General features: G+C 74.1%; 12 protein-coding genes. 7 read left to right on the top strand and 5 right to left on the bottom strand.

Features of this window, described 5'->3' with window-relative positions:
• Nucleotides 1-546: 546 nt before the first annotated feature.
• Both AB0M03_RS33575 and ptsP read left to right on the top strand, forming a co-directional pair.
• A complete protein-coding gene (locus tag AB0M03_RS33575; protein ID WP_363498792.1) occupies nucleotides 547-996 on the top strand; it encodes a PTS glucose transporter subunit IIA in 450 nt (149 codons plus the stop codon).
• Nucleotides 997-1,078: 82 nt separating this feature from the next.
• A complete protein-coding gene (gene ptsP / locus AB0M03_RS33570; RefSeq protein WP_363498789.1) occupies nucleotides 1,079-2,749 on the top strand; it encodes a phosphoenolpyruvate--protein phosphotransferase in 1,671 nt (556 codons plus the stop codon).
• 106 nt (nucleotides 2,750-2,855) lie between these two features.
• Here the strand turns inward: ptsP and AB0M03_RS33565 are convergent, their stop codons facing one another.
• From AB0M03_RS33565 to AB0M03_RS33545, 5 genes are all read right to left on the bottom strand, one after another.
• Nucleotides 2,856-4,874 (bottom strand): acetoacetate--CoA ligase, encoded by a 2,019-nt coding sequence (locus tag AB0M03_RS33565; RefSeq protein WP_363498786.1) that lies wholly within the window; start codon nucleotides 4,872-4,874, stop codon nucleotides 2,856-2,858.
• A 165-nt stretch (nucleotides 4,875-5,039) separates the two neighbouring features.
• Entirely contained in the window at nucleotides 5,040-6,920 is a 1,881-nt protein-coding gene (locus tag AB0M03_RS33560) for an adenylosuccinate synthetase (RefSeq protein WP_363498783.1), read from the bottom strand.
• A 114-nt stretch (nucleotides 6,921-7,034) separates the two neighbouring features.
• Nucleotides 7,035-8,027, bottom strand: coding sequence for a hypothetical protein (locus AB0M03_RS33555; RefSeq protein WP_363498780.1), 993 nt, complete (start codon nucleotides 8,025-8,027; stop codon nucleotides 7,035-7,037).
• Nucleotides 8,028-8,037: 10 nt separating this feature from the next.
• Nucleotides 8,038-9,105, bottom strand: coding sequence for a molecular chaperone DnaJ (locus AB0M03_RS33550; protein ID WP_363498777.1), 1,068 nt, complete (start codon nucleotides 9,103-9,105; stop codon nucleotides 8,038-8,040).
• Nucleotides 9,102-9,983, bottom strand: coding sequence for an NUDIX domain-containing protein (locus AB0M03_RS33545; protein WP_363498775.1), 882 nt, complete (start codon nucleotides 9,981-9,983; stop codon nucleotides 9,102-9,104). Before AB0M03_RS33545 ends, AB0M03_RS33550 begins: the two co-directional genes overlap by 4 nt.
• Before the next feature lie 334 nt (nucleotides 9,984-10,317).
• Between AB0M03_RS33545 and mmuM the strand changes: the two genes are divergently transcribed.
• From mmuM to AB0M03_RS33520, 5 genes are all read left to right on the top strand, one after another.
• Nucleotides 10,318-11,211: a homocysteine S-methyltransferase gene (gene mmuM / locus AB0M03_RS33540; protein ID WP_363498807.1), complete on the top strand. Its 894-nt coding sequence runs from the start codon at nucleotides 10,318-10,320 to the stop codon at nucleotides 11,209-11,211.
• A 118-nt stretch (nucleotides 11,212-11,329) separates the two neighbouring features.
• Nucleotides 11,330-12,094: an IclR family transcriptional regulator gene (locus AB0M03_RS33535; protein ID WP_363498772.1), complete on the top strand. Its 765-nt coding sequence runs from the start codon at nucleotides 11,330-11,332 to the stop codon at nucleotides 12,092-12,094.
• Nucleotides 12,095-12,430: 336 nt separating this feature from the next.
• Complete coding sequence (locus AB0M03_RS33530; protein ID WP_363498769.1) at nucleotides 12,431-13,150, top strand: MIP/aquaporin family protein; 720 nt, start codon at nucleotides 12,431-12,433, stop codon at nucleotides 13,148-13,150.
• Nucleotides 13,151-13,244: 94 nt separating this feature from the next.
• Nucleotides 13,245-14,777 carry a glycerol kinase GlpK gene (glpK, locus tag AB0M03_RS33525; protein ID WP_363498766.1) on the top strand — a complete coding sequence of 511 codons (1,533 nt, stop codon included), beginning with the start codon at nucleotides 13,245-13,247 and terminating at the stop codon, nucleotides 14,775-14,777.
• Between the two features lie 149 nt (nucleotides 14,778-14,926).
• Nucleotides 14,927-16,508: glycerol-3-phosphate dehydrogenase/oxidase (locus tag AB0M03_RS33520; RefSeq protein ID WP_363498763.1), on the top strand; the 1,582-nt coding region annotated here is incomplete at its 3' end.

The following is a 16,508-nucleotide window of genomic DNA, read 5'->3' as shown; positions in this document are numbered from 1 at the left end:
GCGTTGACTTTTGGCACGCTGTTGAGTTCTCAAGGAACGGACACTTCCTTCGGACCGCCTTCCAGCGGACCCTCCGGGCGTTTCGCTCTTTCGTGCTTCCAGCTTATCAGAACGTTTACCGGCCGTTGACCGGATCTTTGCGTTCCCGACTTGCGGAGTTAACCATCGCGCTGTGGCGACCCGAGCAACGATAGCCGCTCTCCGGCCGAGCGCCTAATCGAGCCGCAACAGGGTCACCCGGTCGGCGTACCGGCCCTCCGTCGCGCCGCGGCGCGCAGACGATCGTCGGCAGTCGCCCGCATGCCGTAGAGTGCGCGCATCGGCGCAGAGGACTAGACCACTTGAGTCGGCTCGGGCCCGTCGTTACTGCGCCGACGGCCGGCGCGCGGCGGTTCGGTGCTGCCCGAGCAGGGCGCGTCCCCGCTCGGCCCACCCTGTCGTTACGTGCCGGTATGTCCGAAGTTGACATGATTTAGGCTTCAGCTGATGCCGACGCCGCTGCAACGCGGCCGCACGCGCTGTACTCCGCACTTGGGAGGCTCCACCATGACCACTGTGACCTCGCCGCTCGCCGGTCGGGCCGTCGGGCTGGCCAATGTGCCGGACCCCGTCTTCGCCGGCGCGATGGTCGGGCCCGGCACCGCCATCGACCCGGTGCGCGAGCCCACCGAGGCGGTCGCGCCGGTGGACGGGCTCGTGGTCTCGATGCACCCGCACGCCTTCGTCGTCGTGGACGCTGACGGGCACGGCGTGCTGACCCACCTGGGCATCGACACGGTGCAGCTGAACGGCGAGGGCTTCGAACTGCTCGTCGGCAAGGGTGACGAGGTCAAGCGGGGCCAGCCGGTGATCCGCTGGAACCCGGCCGCGGTCGAGGCCGCCGGCAAGTCGCCCATTTCGCCGATCGTCGCGCTGGAGGCCTCCTCCGAGGCGCTGTCCGGTGTCGCCGAGGCCGGCGAGGTCGCCACCGGCGGCGAACTCTTCACCTGGAACTGACGTCCCGGGTGCGGACCGGCGGGACGGTGCGCACCCTGCAATCGGGAGCCCGAGCCTGGCCGGGTGAAAGGAAACTCAGAACGTGGAACCGATGCTTCGCGGCGTAGGGGTCAGCCACGGGGTCGCCATCGGCCCGGTGCGGCACATGGGGACGGCGGTGCTGGAGCCCCCGGCGACGCAGATACCCAGCGAGGACGCCCCGCACGAGCAGGCCAGGGCGCAGGCCGCGGTCGACGCGGTCGCCGCCGACCTGATCGCGCGCGGCAACCTGGCCGGCGGTGAGGCGCAGGCCGTGCTCGAGGCCCAGGCGCTGATGGCGCAGGACCCTGAGCTGATGGCGGACGTCAGCCGTCGGATCGCCGTCGGCAGCAGTGCCGAGCGGGGCATCTACGACGCCTTCGCCGCGTACCGGGCGCTGCTCGCCTCGGCGGGCGACTACCTGGCCGGCCGGGTGGCCGACCTGGACGACGTCCGGAACCGGATCGTGGCCCGGCTGCTCGGCGTGCCGATGCCCGGGGTGCCGGACAGCGACGAGCCGTACGTGCTCTTCGCGCACGACCTCGCTCCGGCGGACACGGCGCTGCTGGACCCGACGCTGGTGCTGGGGTTCGTCACCGAGGAGGGCGGGCCGACCAGCCACAGCGCGATCCTGGCACGGGCGCTCGGGGTGCCGGCGGTCGTGGCGCTGCCCGGGGCCACCGGCGTGGCCGAGGGTGTCGTCGTCGCGGTCGACGGCAGCAGCGGCGAGGTGCTGGTGAACCCGTCGGACGACAAGCAGGAGGAGCTGCGCCGGCTGGCGGCCGAGCGGAAGGCGGCGCTGGCCGCGTCCTCCGGGCCCGGCCGGACCTCGGACGGGCACCTGGTGCCGCTGCTGGCGAACATCGGCGGCCCGGCGGACCTGCCGGCGGCGCTGGAAGCCGAGGCGGAGGGTGTCGGCCTGTTCCGCACCGAGTTCCTCTTCCTCGACGACTCGGCGAAGGCCCCGAGCGAGGAGAAGCAGTACGAGGCGTACCGGAAGGTGCTGGAGGCCTTCCCGGAGCGGCGGGTCGTCGTCCGGGTGCTGGACGCCGGTGCCGACAAGCCGCTCGACTTCCTGACGCCGGCGGACGAGCCGAACCCGGCGCTCGGGGTGCGCGGGCTGCGGACGCTTCTCGAGCACCCGGAGGTGCTGGCGGCGCAGCTGCGGGCGCTGGCCAGGGCGGCCGAGGGGCTGCCGGTGCACCTGGAGGTCATGGCGCCGATGGTGGCCGACCGCCAGGATGCGAAGGCCTTCGCCGAGGCCTGCCGTGAGGCGGGGCTGCAGGCGAAGTTCGGTGCGATGGTGGAGATCCCGTCGGCGGCGCTGCGGTCGCGGTCGATCCTCCAGGAGGTGGAGTTCCTGTCGCTGGGGACGAACGACCTGGCGCAGTACACCTTCGCGGCGGACCGGCAGGTGGGTGCGCTGGCCCGGTTGCAGGACCCGTGGCAGCCGGCGCTGCTGGACCTGATCGCGCTGTCGGCCGAGGCCGCGCAGACGGTCGGCAAGAGCTGCGGGGTGTGCGGCGAGGCGGCGTCCGACCCGCTGCTCGCCTGTGTGCTCACCGGGCTCGGGGTGACGAGCCTGTCGATGGGTGCCGCGTCGATCCCTTATGTGCGGACGGCGCTGGCCAAGTACACGCTGGCGCAGTGCCGGCGGGCCGCTGCGGCGGCGCGGGCTGCGGACAACGCGGCCGACGCGCGGGCGGCGGCGCACCAGGTGCTGTCCGGCGAGTAGGCGCCCCGGGGCAGGGCCGGGGCCGCAGGGGCGCTTCCACCGTGGGGGTTGGAAGCGCCCCTGCTCGCATGTCCGGGGTCGGACGGCGACGGTCGGCGGGACGGGCTCAGCTGCGGCGCTCGGCGCCCAGGCGCTCGAAGAACCGCAGGTGGTCGAGGTTGTCGACCGAGCCGGGGTTGACCGCCTTCTCCAGCGGGGTGCCCGACAGCAGCCGCTTGACCGGGACCTCGATCCGCTTGCCGGTGAGGGTGTGCGGGAGGCCGTGGACGGCGATGATCTCGTCGGGTACGTGGCGGGGCGAGAGCTGGGTGCGCAGCTCGGTGCGGACGCGGGCGCGCAGCGAGTCGTCGAGGTCCGCACCGGGGGCGAGGACGACGAAGAGCGGCATCCAGTACCCGCCGTCGGGCTCCTCGACGCCGATGACCAGGGACTCGGCGATCTCGGGGAGGCGTTCGACGACCTCGTAGATGTCGGAGGAGCCCATCCGGACGCCCTGGCGGTTGAGCGTGGAGTCGGAGCGGCCGTGGATGATCACCGTGCCGCGGGAGGTGACGGTGATCCAGTCGCCGTGGCGCCAGACGCCCGGGTACATGTCGAAGTAGCTGTCCCGGTAGCGGGTGCCGTCGGGGTCGTTCCAGAAGCCGATGGGCATGGAGGGCAGCGGCTTGGTGACGACGAGCTCGCCGACCTGGTCGGTGAGGGGGTGGCCCTGGACGTCCCAGGACTCGACGGCGGCGCCGAGGCAGGGGGCCTGGATCTCGCCGAGGTGGACGGGGAGGGTGGGGACGCCGCCGACGAAGCAGCTGCAGACGTCGGTGCCGCCGCTGACGGAGGCGAGCCAGACGTCCTGCTTGACCTCGTCGTAGATCCACTGGAAGCCGTCGGGCGGCAGCGGGGAGCCGGTGGTGCCGATGCAGCGGACGGCGGAGAGGTCGAGGTCGCGGCCGGGGTGGAGGCCGGCCTTGCGGCTGGCGATCACGTAGGCGGCGGAGGTGCCGAGGACGGTGGCGCGGGTACGGGCGGCGACGGACCAGAGGGTGCCGGTGTCGGGGTGGCCGGGGCTGCCGTCATAGGTGACGATCGTGGACCCGACGAGGAGGCCGGCGACGAGGAAGTTCCACATCATCCAGCCGGTGGAGGTGTACCAGAGGAAGCGGTCCTCGGGGCCGAGGTCGAGATGGAGCGAGGCCTGCTTGAGGTGCTCGACGAGGATGCCGCCCTGGCTCTGCACGATGGCCTTGGGCAGGCCGGTGGTGCCGGAGGAGTAGAGGACCCAGAGCGGGTGGTCGAAGGGGACCGGCTCGAAGACGGGCTCGGTGTCGCCGGCGACGAGCTCCGCCCAGTCGAGGGCGCCGTCGGGGGCCGGGCCGCCGAGCAGCGGGATGTGGACGACGGTGCGCAGCGAGGGGAGTTCGCGGCGGAGCTCGGCGACGACCTCTGTGCGGTCGTGGTCCTTGCCGCCGTAGTGGTAGCCGTCGATGGCGAAGAGGACGGTCGGCTCGATCTGCTGGAGGCGGTCGAGGACGCTGCGGGCGCCGAAGTCGGGGGCGCAGGACGTCCAGACGGCGCCGACGGCGGCGGTGGCGAGGAGGGCGACGACGGCCTGCGGGATGTTCGGCAGGTAGGCGCCGACGCGGTCGCCGGGGCGGACGCCCCGGGCGCGGAGGGCGGCGGCGAGCGAGCCGACCTGGCGGCGGAGCTCGGCCCAGGTGAGGGCGGCGGGCTGCTCGGTGGTCTCGTCCAGGTGGAGGATCGCGGGCGTGTCGGCCAGGTCGGCGTCCTCGGCGGCACGGAGCGCGTGCTCGGCGTAGTTGAGGCGGGCGCCGGGGAACCAGCGGGCGCCGGGCATGGCCGGGTCGGCGAGGACGGCCTCGGGGGCCGTGGTGAAGCGGACGTCGAACCACTCGGTGACCGCTGTCCAGAAGCGGTCGAGGTCGGCGGTCGACCAGGCGTGCAGGGCGGCGTAGCGGGCGGCGGCCTGCTCGTCGTCGTCGGCCGGGGCGAGCGGGGCCGCGGGGGCGCCGTGGTGCTCGGCGGCCCAGGCCTGGAAGGCGACGATCCGGGCGGCTGCGGCGCGGGCCGGGTCGGGGCGCCAGAGCGGTCGGCCTTCGGGTGGGGTGCTCACGGTGGTGGTCTCCCGGGGTGGGGCGCCCCCGTCGAGGGCCGGGGGCGGTGGGCGGGGCTGCTTGTGGCGGGCCGCCCGCGTGGTGGCTGACGAGCAGACCTTGCCATGTGATCGTCGGGCGCGCCAGGGGCCCCAGGGCGGGGGCCCGGCCGCGGCGGCGTGCTCTCAGACGAGGTGGGCGTAGTCGCCGTTGAACCAGGCGTGGGCCACTCGGGTGTGGAAGGGGAAGGCCAGCCGGGAGGCGGTGGGCATGAACTGCCAGCCCTCGGTCTCGGTGGTGGGGACGGAGGGCGGGAGCTCCTCGATGCGGCGGGCGGGGAGCATGCCGAAGAGGCAGAGGAAGCCGCCGGCGGTGTCGGAGTCGGTGGCGACCAGGGCGACCCGGGTGTGGTCGGCCTCGATGCCGGTCTCCTCGCGGAGCTCCCGGACGCAGGCCTGCTGCCAGCTCTCCCCGTAGTCGATGTAGCCGCCGGGAAGGGCGAGCTCGCCGTAGCCGGGCTCGATGGTGCGGCGGATGACCACCAGGCCGTTGGACTCGGGGGCGACGACGGGGAGGAGGGTGACGACCACGGGCAGCGGGTTGCGGTAGCTGATCTCGTTGCAGCCGGGGCAGGTGCGGGGCCACCCGACGGTGCCGGGGCTGTAGGGGGTGCCGCACCAGTGGCAGTGCGAGCCGGGGCCGTAGGTCGTCCGGTCGGCCTGGTGTGTGGTCATGGGGTGGATGGTACTGCGGCTGGCGGGGCGTCGGCGGTGGTGTTTCTGACGGGCTGTCGGGCCGTGGGACTCGATCAGCACGGGTGTGCGGAGGCGGTCGGCGACGGCGTCGGACCAGGCCTGCGGGTCGCGGCCCGGGTCGGTGAGGCGGCCGGGGCGGGCGCGGCCGAGGGCCTCGGTGAGGCGGGCCTGGGCGTCGAGGTCGCCCGGGCTGCCGCTGGTGACGGCGTGCAGCGGTGCGCCGTCGAGTTCGTAGCTGTCGCAGAGGCGCAGGCCGGGGTGGCGGGCGGCGGTGTCGAGGTGGGTGAGGGCGAGCGCGTCGGCGCCGCCGGCGGCGGTCAGGGCGTAATGGTGGGCGGGGGTGTCGAAGTGTCCGGTGCGGAAGGCTCCCTGCCAGCGGCCGGTGGTGTTGTGCGGCTCGGCGAGGTCGAGGGTCTTGTCCTCGGTGGGCAGCGGGCCGGGGCCGTGCCGGGTGGTGTAGGTGCGCAGGACGCCGAGGCGGAGGGCGGCGGCGGGCCGGCCGGCCTCGGCGAGGAGGGTCTCGGCGTTGGCGAAGGTGGTGGTGGACCAGGTGGTGTAGGGGTGGAAGCCGTGCCGTTCGTCGAGCAGGACGCCCTGGGCGCCTTCGAACACCACGGGGCCGCTGCGCAGCAGGCGGGTGAGCTCCTCGGGGCCGGTGAGGCGGACACGGGCGGCGAAGGCGGTGAAGGCCTCGGCGCAGTCGGCGGGCGGCGGGGCCGGCAGGGCCGCGGGGGCGAGGCCGAGCTCGTCGGCGAGGCGGTCGCGGAGCAGGGTGAGGCGGCGGAGGAGGCGGGCGGGCCGGGTGCAGTCGTCGGCGGTGGGTGCGTCCTCGGGGTGGTCGAGGGCGTAGCGGGCGGTTTCGCCGATGCCGATACCGCAGGAGCCGTGGCGGGCGGTGCCGCGGCGCTGCTCGCGGATGCGGTTGGCGGCGGCGTGGTACGGGGTGGTCAGCAGGGCGCGGCGGTCGACGGTGAGCAGGGCCAGCGGGTCGGGCACGCCGAGGGCGGCGAGGTGGCGGGCCTCGGCGGCGAGGGCGAGCGGGTCGACCAGCATGAAGCGGGAGAGGTGGGTGGGGACGCCGGCGAGGGTGCCGGAGCCGAACTGGGCGAAGGTGTGGTGTCGGCCGTCGTCGGTGACGACGTTGTGGGCGGCCTGGGCTCCGCCGTTGAAGCGGACGACGGCGCGGGCGGGTCGGGCGGTGTCGGGGCCGAGCGGGCCGCGGCAGAGGTGGTCGACGACGGTGCCCTTGCCGGCGTCGCCGAAGCCGAGGTCGCAGACGATGACGTGTCCGTCGGTGAGGGGATCGGTCACGGCGGTGCCTGTTCTGTCGGTGGTGCGGCGGGGGTGGGTGGGCGCCGGGTGCCGGCCCCGGGGTGGGGCCGGCACGGTGCTGCAGGCTGCGGCAGTACGGCGGAGGCGGGTCGGTCAGAGGCGGGTGGTGCCGGTGGCCAAGCGGTCCGCGGGGTCGAGCAGGGCGGCGCCGGGAACGGCGGCCTCGCGGCTGTGCCGGGCGAGGCCGTCGAGGGCCTTGCCGACGCTGGCGACGGCGCCGGAGCCGATGTCGGCGAGGTCGTCGAGCCCCTCCTGGAGGTCGATGGCCTCCTCGCCCAGGCCGATGGTGAGGGCGATGGTCTCGCAGACCGCGTCGAGGTCGTCGAGCTCGATGACGTGCTGGCCGAGCAGCTTGCGCCAGGTGCCGAGGACCTCGGCGTTGCCGGCGTAGGCGGTGCCGGCCGGGAGGATGAAGTACACGTGGTAGAGCTCCCGGAGCTCGGCGAGGATCGCGCTGACCGGGATGTCCTCGGAGACGGTCTCGCCGAGGACGGCCCTGATCTCCCGGGCCTTGACCTTGCCGTAGGGAAGTTCGTCGCCGATCAGGAAGAGGTACCCCTTGCGGCCGCGGCGCTCGACGCAGTCCAGTGCGGTGTGCCGGGCCATGGCGTACATGGCGAGCTCGTAGGACTCGGTCATCTGCCCGCCGCCACCGCCCTCGAGCAGGATGTTGCCGAGGTTGTCGTCCATCCGGTTGTCTGACTCGAACTGGCCGAGCTGGAGGGGGACGCGGTCGCAGGTGGCGTCGCCGACGGCGCCGAAGAGGATCTGCGGGTGCTCGGTGTACCCCTTGCGCAGGAGCAGGCCGAACAGCTCGGGGAGCTTGGTCTGCAGGACGCGCGGGACGGTCTGCATGGAGCCCGTCACGTCGAACAGGACGGCGATGGCGAGCGAGGTGGGGTGCTCGTCGGAGTCCCGGCTCTCGCGGAGGGTGAGGCCGTGCGGGTCGAGGCTGGGGTGGGCCTTCCAGCCGGAGCGGGCGCCGCGGGTGGTGGCGTCGCTGTAGGCGAAGGCGCTGGCGCCGGTGCCGGCGCGGTAGTGCGCGGCGGCGTCGTAGACGTCGGTGGACCAGGAACCGCTTCCCATCGGGGCCTCCTCAGGCAGTGGGTGGCAGGTGGAACGGCCGGAAGGTGCGCGGGCCGTAGAGGGCGTGGAGCAGCTCGTCGAGCTCGGCGAGGAGCTTCCAGGCGTTGTGCGGTCGGCGGGGCTCGGCGGGCAGGGTGCAGCCGGCGATGAAGGCGCGGATCTGCTTGGGTGCCCGGCCACCCATGAGCAGCTCGATGCAGCGGGTGGCGAGATGGATGTCGGTGGCCTCGGTGACAGCCTGTCGGGCCGGGACCTCCGGTGGGTAGAGCGCGCGGTGGCGCTCGACCAGAGCGGGCGCGGGGGCGGGTGCGCCGGTGCCGGCGTAGCACCAGTCGACGAGGACCAGGCCGTGCTCGGCGGGGTGGACGAGGACGTGCTCCGGCAGGACGGCGCCGTGGCGGACGCCGGCCCGGTGGGCGTACCCGAGGGCGACCAGCAGGCGGCGCCAGATCCAGGCGGCGTCGCGCGGGTCGATGCCGTCGGGGTAGGCCGCCAGGACGTCGGTGAGCGGCCGCAGGCCGCTCTGCCGGACCAGGGCGTTGACCTGGCGCGGTTCGGCGGCCGGGTCGCCGGCGTCCTGGTGGCCGAAGGACTCCAGGAGGGTCGGGGCGTAGGCGTGGAAGCGGCGGTCGCCGTGGCGGGCGAGCCGGGTCAGGGCGGCGGCCTCCCGCTCCATCAGGTCGTTGTCGGCGGCGCTGCGCGGGATCTTCAGCAGGACCCGGGCACCGGACGTGGTGGTGGCGGTGCGCAGGACGGCGATGTCGCCCGTCGCGGCGACCGGGCCGAGGCGGTAGGTGTGCCGGGCGGTGCGCAGCTCGTCCGCGGCGCCGGCGGCCGGCCCGTTGTGCTGCTCCCAGAGCCGGCCGAGGGCGACGAAGGCGGTGGTGGCGCGGGCGCGGTGGGCCTCGGGTGCGGTGTCGGGGTGGAGGAGGCGGGCGAGGCGGCGGTACCGGCGGGCGGCGTCGGCCGTGTCGGTGGGGAAGAGGTCGGCCGGGGCGGCGGCGCCGAGGACGGCGGCGAGGGCCTCGGTGAAGGTGCGCGGGGTGGTGCGCGGCCGGTCCGCGCGCGGCGCGGTCACCGGATGCCGTCCTCGTGCGAGGGGCGCAGCAGCGGCGGGTGGAGCAGCCGGGCGTCGCCTGCCTGGTAGGTGCGGGCACGGGGGCCGCCGCGGGTGCCGCCGCGCTCGGTGGTGGCGCCGGTGGACTCGACGAAGCCGGGCACGGAGAGCACCTTGCGGTGGAAGTTGCCGGCGTGCAGGCGCTCGCCCCAGACGGCCTCGTAGACGGCGCGCAGCTCGGGGATAGTGAAGTCGTGCCGGAGGAAGGCGGTGGCGAGCGGGCTGTACTCGATCTTGGCGCGGGCGCGGTCGAGGCCGTCGGCGAGGATCGTGGCGTGGTCGAAGGCGAGGCGGATGCCGGGCTGCCCGCCGACGCCACCCCCGTGGGTGTCGGCGGGCGGCCCGGCGGTCTGGGGGGTGGTGAGGTCGAGGGTGGCGACGGGGTGCCAGGCGGCGGCCGCCGCGTCGGTGCCGGCCTGCGGGTCGGGCAGGTCGGGGGCGAAGGCGAGGTAGGCGACGGAGACCACGTGCATCCGAGGGTCCCGCTCGGGGGCGCCGTAGCTGCCGAGCTGTTCGAGGTGGATGCGGCTGAGGGCGGCGGCGGCCTCCAGGGTGCCCTCGAGGCCGGTCTCCTCGGCGAGTTCGCGGACGGCGGCGCCGGGGAGGTCCTCCTCGCCGGCGCGCAGGAAGCCGCCGGGCAGGGCCCAACAGCCCTGGTAGGGCGGCTCGCCCCGCTCGACGAGCAGCACGTTGAGCTCACCGGCCCGGAGGGTGAGGGCGACGACGTCGACGGTGACGGCGACGGGGGTGAAGGCGCGCGGGTCGTAGGCCGCGAGCCAGGCGTGCTCGCCCCCGCCCGCAGCCTCGCCGGGGCGCCCGGTGTCGCTGTCGCCTGCCATGTCCGTACCTGCCTTCGGTGGGTGCCGCGCCGTCGAACCGGCGGAGCGACACCTCGGGGAGTCGTTCTCGATGTGAGAAGAACGTAGCGCAGCGGGGCGACGACCGCCAGCCAATTTCGATCACTCGTACGGGTGGACCGCCCGGCCGGCGGCCCGCGGCGGGCCGATCCGCGCCCCGGGCCTCCGCGGCGGCCCCGGCCGCTCTACAGTTCAGGCATCCGCGCCGACCACCGCAGCAGGAGCCGGCCCGCGCCGCAGGAGGTGTCCCGTGCCCGCCGCTCCCCCGTCCGCCGCACCGGGCGTCCGACCGGCCCGTCCGGACTTCGCCGCGGCCCTGGCGGCCGGGCCGCTGGTGCTGGACGGCGGCCTGTCGAACCAGCTCGCCGACGCCGGGCACGACCTCTCCGACGCGCTCTGGTCGGCCCGTCTGCTGGCGGACGACCCCGGGGCGGTCACCGCCGCGCACCTGAGGTACTTCCGGGCCGGCGCCCAGGTGGCGATCACCGGCAGCTACCAGGCCTCGTTCGAGGGCTTCGCCCACCGCGGCCTCGGCCGGGCCGAGGCGGAGCGGCTGCTGGCGCTGAGCGTGCGGCTGGCCCGGGAGGCGGCGCGGCGGGCGGAGGCGGAGGGCGCCGCGGGCCCGCTGTTCGTGGCGGCCTCGGTGGGCCCGTACGGGGCGGTGCTCGCGGACGGTTCCGAGTACCGCGGCCGGTACGGGTTGAGCGCGGCCGAGCTGGAGCGCTTCCACCGGCCGCGGCTGGAGGTGCTGGCGGCGGCCGGCCCGGACGTGCTCGCCGTGGAGACCGTGCCGGACGCGGTGGAGGCGGAGGCGCTGCTGCGCGCCGTCCGGGGCCTGGGGGTGCCCGCCTGGCTGTCGTTCGGCGCGGCCGGGGACCGGACGCGGGCCGGGCAGCCGCTGGCGGAGGCGCTGGCGATGGCCGCGGACGTGGACGAGGTGGTGGCGGTGGGGGTCAACTGCTGCACGCCGGCCGACGCGGACCGGGCGGTGCCGCTCGCGGCCCGGGCGGCCGGCAAGCCGGTGGTGGTGTACCCCAACAGCGGTGAGGAGTGGGACGCCGCGGCGCGCGACTGGCGCGGCGAGCCGACCTTCCGGGCGTCCCGGGTGGCCGGCTGGCTGGCGGACGGGGCGCGGCTGGTCGGCGGCTGCTGCCGGGTCGGCGAGCGGGAGATCGCGGAGCTCGCCCGGGCCGTGCGCGGGGGCGGGTGACCGGGTCGCGTGCGGTGCGGAGTGATCGGAAAGGTGCGCGTCCGGCCGTCGGCCTGGCAGACTCGTGCCGTCAACACTTCGGTCGACAATGTCGACCGCCTGTCAGGGGAGGTAGCCAATGCCCGGCCCGATCCAGTCGCTCTCCCGGGCCGCCGCGATCATGCGCCTGCTGGCCGGCGGTGAGCGCCGACTCGGGCTGTCCGAGGTCGCGACCGCCCTCGACCTGGCCAAGGGCACCGCGCACGGCATCCTGCGCACGCTGCAGCAGGAGGGCTTCGTCGAGCAGGACCCGGAGAGCGGGAAGTACCAGCTGGGCGCCGAGCTGCTCCGGCTCGGCCAGAGCTACCTCGACGTGCACGAGCTGCGGGCGCGCGCCCTGGTGTGGGCCGACGACCTGGCCCGGGCCAGCGGCGAGACGGTCTACCTGGGCGTGCTGCACCAGCAGGGCGTGCTGATCGTGCACCACGTCTTCCGCCCCGACGACACCCGGCAGGTGCTGGAGGTCGGTTCGATGCAGCCGCTGCACTCCACCGCCCTGGGCAAGGTGTTGCTGGCGTACGACCCGGTGGCGCGCGGGCAGCTGGGCGACGGGCCGCTCGAGTCCTACACGCTCCGCACACTGACCGACCCGGCGGACGTGGACGCCGAGTGCGCGCTGATCCGCGAGCGGGGCTGGGCCGACTCGATCGAGGAGACCTGGGAGGGCGTGGCCTCGATCGGCGCGCTGATCCAGGACCGGCGGCGCAATCCGGTGGGCGCGGTCTGCGTCAGCGGGCCGGTGGAGACGGTCACCGAGGACGGCTTCGTGAAGCCGGGCCTGGTGGCGTCGGTGCGCAGCGCCGCCCGGGCCATCTCCCGGGATCTGGGCGCCGGCCGGTTCTGACCGGCCCCGGGGCCCCCGGAGGCCCCTGAGGACACCCGCGCAGGGCGCGGACGGGCACAGCCCGTCCGCGCCCTTATCCATGCCCGGGAGGCGGTGCGGTTCGCCCGTTCCGCCGACTGCCCGGGGTGTCCGGCGCGCCCCGGTGACCCCGTCCGTCACAGGTGCGTAACCCTGCCTTGACGTGGAGGGTGGCCGCGGTGGAAGCTTCCGCATGTCGGTCGACATTGTCGAACGACGGCCGGGAGATCTGCTCCCACTGCGCTCACCCGCACCGGATCGACCCGGCCCACCTGCCCCCACCCCGCACCTCCGGGCCACCAGGACAAGGGAGTCTCTGTGTCCGCTTTCACCAACGGCGACATCTTCGTCGGCGAAACCCTCGGCACCGCCGCTCTGATTCTGCTCGGCGGCGGCGTCTGCGCCGCGGTCACGCTCAAGAAGTCGAAGGCGATCAACGCCGGCTGGCTCGCCATCACCTTCGGCTGGGGCTTCGCGGTCCTCGTCGCCGCCTACATGTCGGCCCCCAAGTCCGGCGCCCACCTCAACCCCGCGGTCACCCTGGCCATCGCCGCCGACACCGGCGACTGGAGCAAGGTCCCGCTGTACATCGGCTCCCAGATGCTCGGCGCGTTCATCGGCGCAGTCCTGGTGTGGGTCACCTACCTCGGCCAGTTCCAGGCCAACGAGGACCCCACCCTCGGCATCTTCTCGACCGGCCCGGAGATCCGGAACCCGATCCAGAACATGCTCACCGAGATCATCGGCACCTTCGTGCTCTGCCTCGCCATCCTCACCCAGGGCCTGAACAAGGGCCTCGGCCTCTCCGGCACCGGCATCCTGATCGTTGCGCTCACCGTCGTCGGCATCGGCCTCTCGCTCGGCGGCCCGACCGGCTACGCGATCAACCCCGCCCGCGACCTCGGCCCGCGCATCGCCCACGCCCTGCTGCCCATCCCCCACAAGGGCAGCTCGGACTGGTCGTACGCGTGGATCCCGGTGGCCGGCCCGGCCATCGGCGGCCTGCTGGCCGGCGGCTTCTACCACATCGTCTTCTGAGCCCGACCGGGGTTTGCCCGGCACCCGCCCACGGGGACTGACCCCACGTCAGGCCTGCCCGTCCCTGTATCCCTCATCCAGATCCGAGGACCTCATGACTTCTGGCACCACGCCCACCGGGAACTACATCGCCGCGATCGACCAGGGCACCACGTCCAGCCGCTGCATCATCTTCGGCGCCGACGGCCGGATCGTCGCCGTCGACCAGCAGGAGCACTCGCAGATCTTCCCGCAGCCGGGCTGGGTCGAGCACGACGCCGCCGAGATCTGGACCCGCGTCCAGTCGGTGATCCGCGGGGCCCTCGAGAAGGCCGGCCTCACCAAGGACGACATCCGCGCCATCGGCATCACCAACCAGCGCGAGACCACCGTCCTGTGGGACAAGAACACCGGCGAGCCCGTCCACAACGCGCTGGTCTGGCAGGACACCCGCACCGAGGCGCTCTGCCGCGAGCTCGGCCGCAACGTCGGCCAGGACCGCTACCGCCGCGAGACCGGCCTCCCGCTGGCCAGCTACTTCGCCGGCCCGAAGATCCGCTGGCTGCTGGACAACGTCGAGGGCCTGCGCGAGCGCGCCGAGGCCGGCGAGATCCTCTTCGGCACCATGGACACCTGGGTCATCTGGAACCTGACCGGCGGCGTCAACGGCGGCAAGCACGTCACCGACGTGACCAACGCCAGCCGCACCATGCTGATGAACCTCCACACGCTGGAGTGGGACGAGAAGATCGCCGAGTCCATGGAGGTGCCGCTCACGGTCCTCCCGGAGATCCGCTCCTCCGCCGAGGTCTACGGCCACGCGATCGGCGACCTGGAGGGCGTGCCCGTCGCCTCCGCGCTCGGCGACCAGCAGGCCGCGCTGTTCGGCCAGACCTGCTTCGACGAGGGCGAGGCCAAGTCGACCTACGGCACCGGCACCTTCCTGCTGCTGAACACCGGCGAGAAGGTCGTCAACTCCTACCACGGCCTGCTGACCACGGTCGGCTACCGGATCGGCGACCAGAAGCCGGTCTACGCCCTGGAGGGCTCGATCGCCGTCACCGGCTCGCTGGTGCAGTGGCTGCGCGACCAGCTCGGCATCATCTCCACCGCGGCCGAGATCGAGACCCTGGCCTCCACCGTCGAGGACAACGGCGGCGCCTACTTCGTCCCGGCGTTCTCCGGCCTGTTCGCCCCGTACTGGCGCTCCGACGCCCGCGGTGTGATCGCCGGCCTGACCCGGTACGTGACCAAGGGCCACCTGGCCCGGGCCGTCCTGGAGGCCACCGCCTGGCAGACCCGCGAGGTCGTCGACGCCATGCAGAAGGACTCCGGCGTCGAGCTCACCGCCCTCAAGGTCGACGGCGGCATGACCTCCAACAACCTGCTGATGCAGAACATCGCCGACGTCCTCGACGCCCCCGTCGAGCGCCCGTACGTCGCCGAGACCACGGCGCTGGGCGCGGCCTACGCGGCCGGCCTCGCGGTCGGCTTCTGGAGCGACCTCGACACGCTGCGCGCCAACTGGCACCGCGCCGCCGAGTGGACCCCCCGCATGGACGAGGCCACCCGCGAGCGCGAGTACAAGAAGTGGCTCAAGGCCGTGGAGCGCACCATGGGCTGGGTCGAGGAGGACGAGCAGAGCTGACGGATCAGCCGGCCGGGGCAGCGCCGCCCCGGCCGGCCTTCGTGACGTTCCGGCCCGCCGCACCGGGCCGGCCACGGTCTCCCGGCGGAGACCGCACCGCACACCCGAGAGGAGACACGGCAGCCCGACCAGGCCGCCGTACACACACCATGGCAACCATTCCGACTCTGGGCGCCGGCTTCACCACCGGCCGCACCGCCTCCCGCGCCGAGACCCGCGAGCTGCTCGGCAAGGCCACCTACGACCTGCTGGTGATCGGCGGCGGCATCCTCGGCACCGCAACCGCCTGGACGGCGGCGCAGGCGGGTCTCAAGGTCGCCATGGTCGACGCGGGCGACTTCGCCGGGGCCACCTCCAGCGCCTCCTCCAAGCTCGTCCACGGCGGCCTGCGCTACCTGCAGACCGGCGCGGTCAAGCTGGTCGCCGAGAACCACAAGGAGCGCCGCGCGCTCGCCACCGACGTCGCCCCGCACCTGGTCAACCCGCTGACCTTCTTCGTGCCGGTCTACAAGGGCGGCCCGCACAGCGCGCCCAAGCTCGGCGCCGGCGTCTTCCTCTACTCGGCGCTCTCCGCCTTCCGCGACGGCATGGGCCGGGTCTCCACCGCCGCGCACGCCGCCCAGCAGGTGCCGGCGCTGCGCACCGAGGGCCTGCGCTCGGTCGCCGTCTACGGCGACCACCAGATGAACGACTCCCGGGTCGCCGTGATGACCGTCCGCGCCGCCGTCGAGTCCGGCGCCGTGGTGCTCAACCACGCCGAGGTCACCGGCCTGCGCTTCACCGGCGGCCGGGTCTCCGGCGCCGAGCTGCGCGACCGCCTGGACGGCACCGAGTTCGGCGTCTCCGCCCGCCTGGTGCTCAACGCCACCGGCCCGTGGGTCGACCACCTGCGGAAGATGGAGGACGCGGGCGCCGCCCCGTCCATCCGCCTCTCCAAGGGCGCGCACGTCGTCGTCAAGCGCCGCACCCCGTGGCGCGCCGCGCTGACCATCCCGATCGACAAGTACCGCGTGTCCTTCGCGATCCCGTGGGAGGACCACGTCCTGCTCGGCACCACGGACGAGGAGTACACCGGCGACCCGCTGGACGTCCGCGCCACCGAGGCCGACATCGACCAGATCATGGACGAGGCCGGCCACGCCATCCGCGACGAGCACCTCGACCGCGACCTCATCACCTACGCCTTCGCCGGCCTGCGGGTGCTGCCCGGCGGCCCCGGCGACACCGCCGCCGCCAAGCGCGAGACCGTCGTCACCGAGGGCCGCGGCGGCATGCTGTCGGTCGCCGGCGGCAAGTGGACCACCTACCGGCACATCGGCCGCGCCGTGCTGGAGAAGCTCAAGCACGTGCCCGGCACCGGCCTCGCCGAGGACATGTCGCCCTTCCCGGCGACCGTGCCGCTGCCCGGCGTCGGCGCGCCGAACGCCGTCGCGCACCGCCTGCTGGTCGACCGCGAGCCCGGCTCGCGCATGGAGCCGCTGGTCGCCAAGCACCTGGCCAGCCACTACGGCACGCTCTCCTTCGACATCGCCCACCTGATCGCGGAGAACCCTGACCTCGGCGCCCCGATCCACCCGGACGGCCCGGACGTCTGGGCGCAGGTCGCGTACGCCGCCGACAACGAGTGGGCGTACACCGTCGACGACGTGCTGCGGCGCCGCACCACCATGACGGTGCGCGGCCTGGACACGCCGGACGTGCGGAAGCAGGTCGAGGCCTTCCTCGCGAAGC

Origin of the sequence: Kitasatospora sp. NPDC051914, assembly GCF_040680995.1 — a bacterium.
GTDB lineage: Bacteria > Actinomycetota > Actinomycetes > Streptomycetales > Streptomycetaceae > Kitasatospora.
Note: the sequence above shows the minus strand (reverse complement) of the source record. Positions and strands in the feature narration are given on the sequence as shown.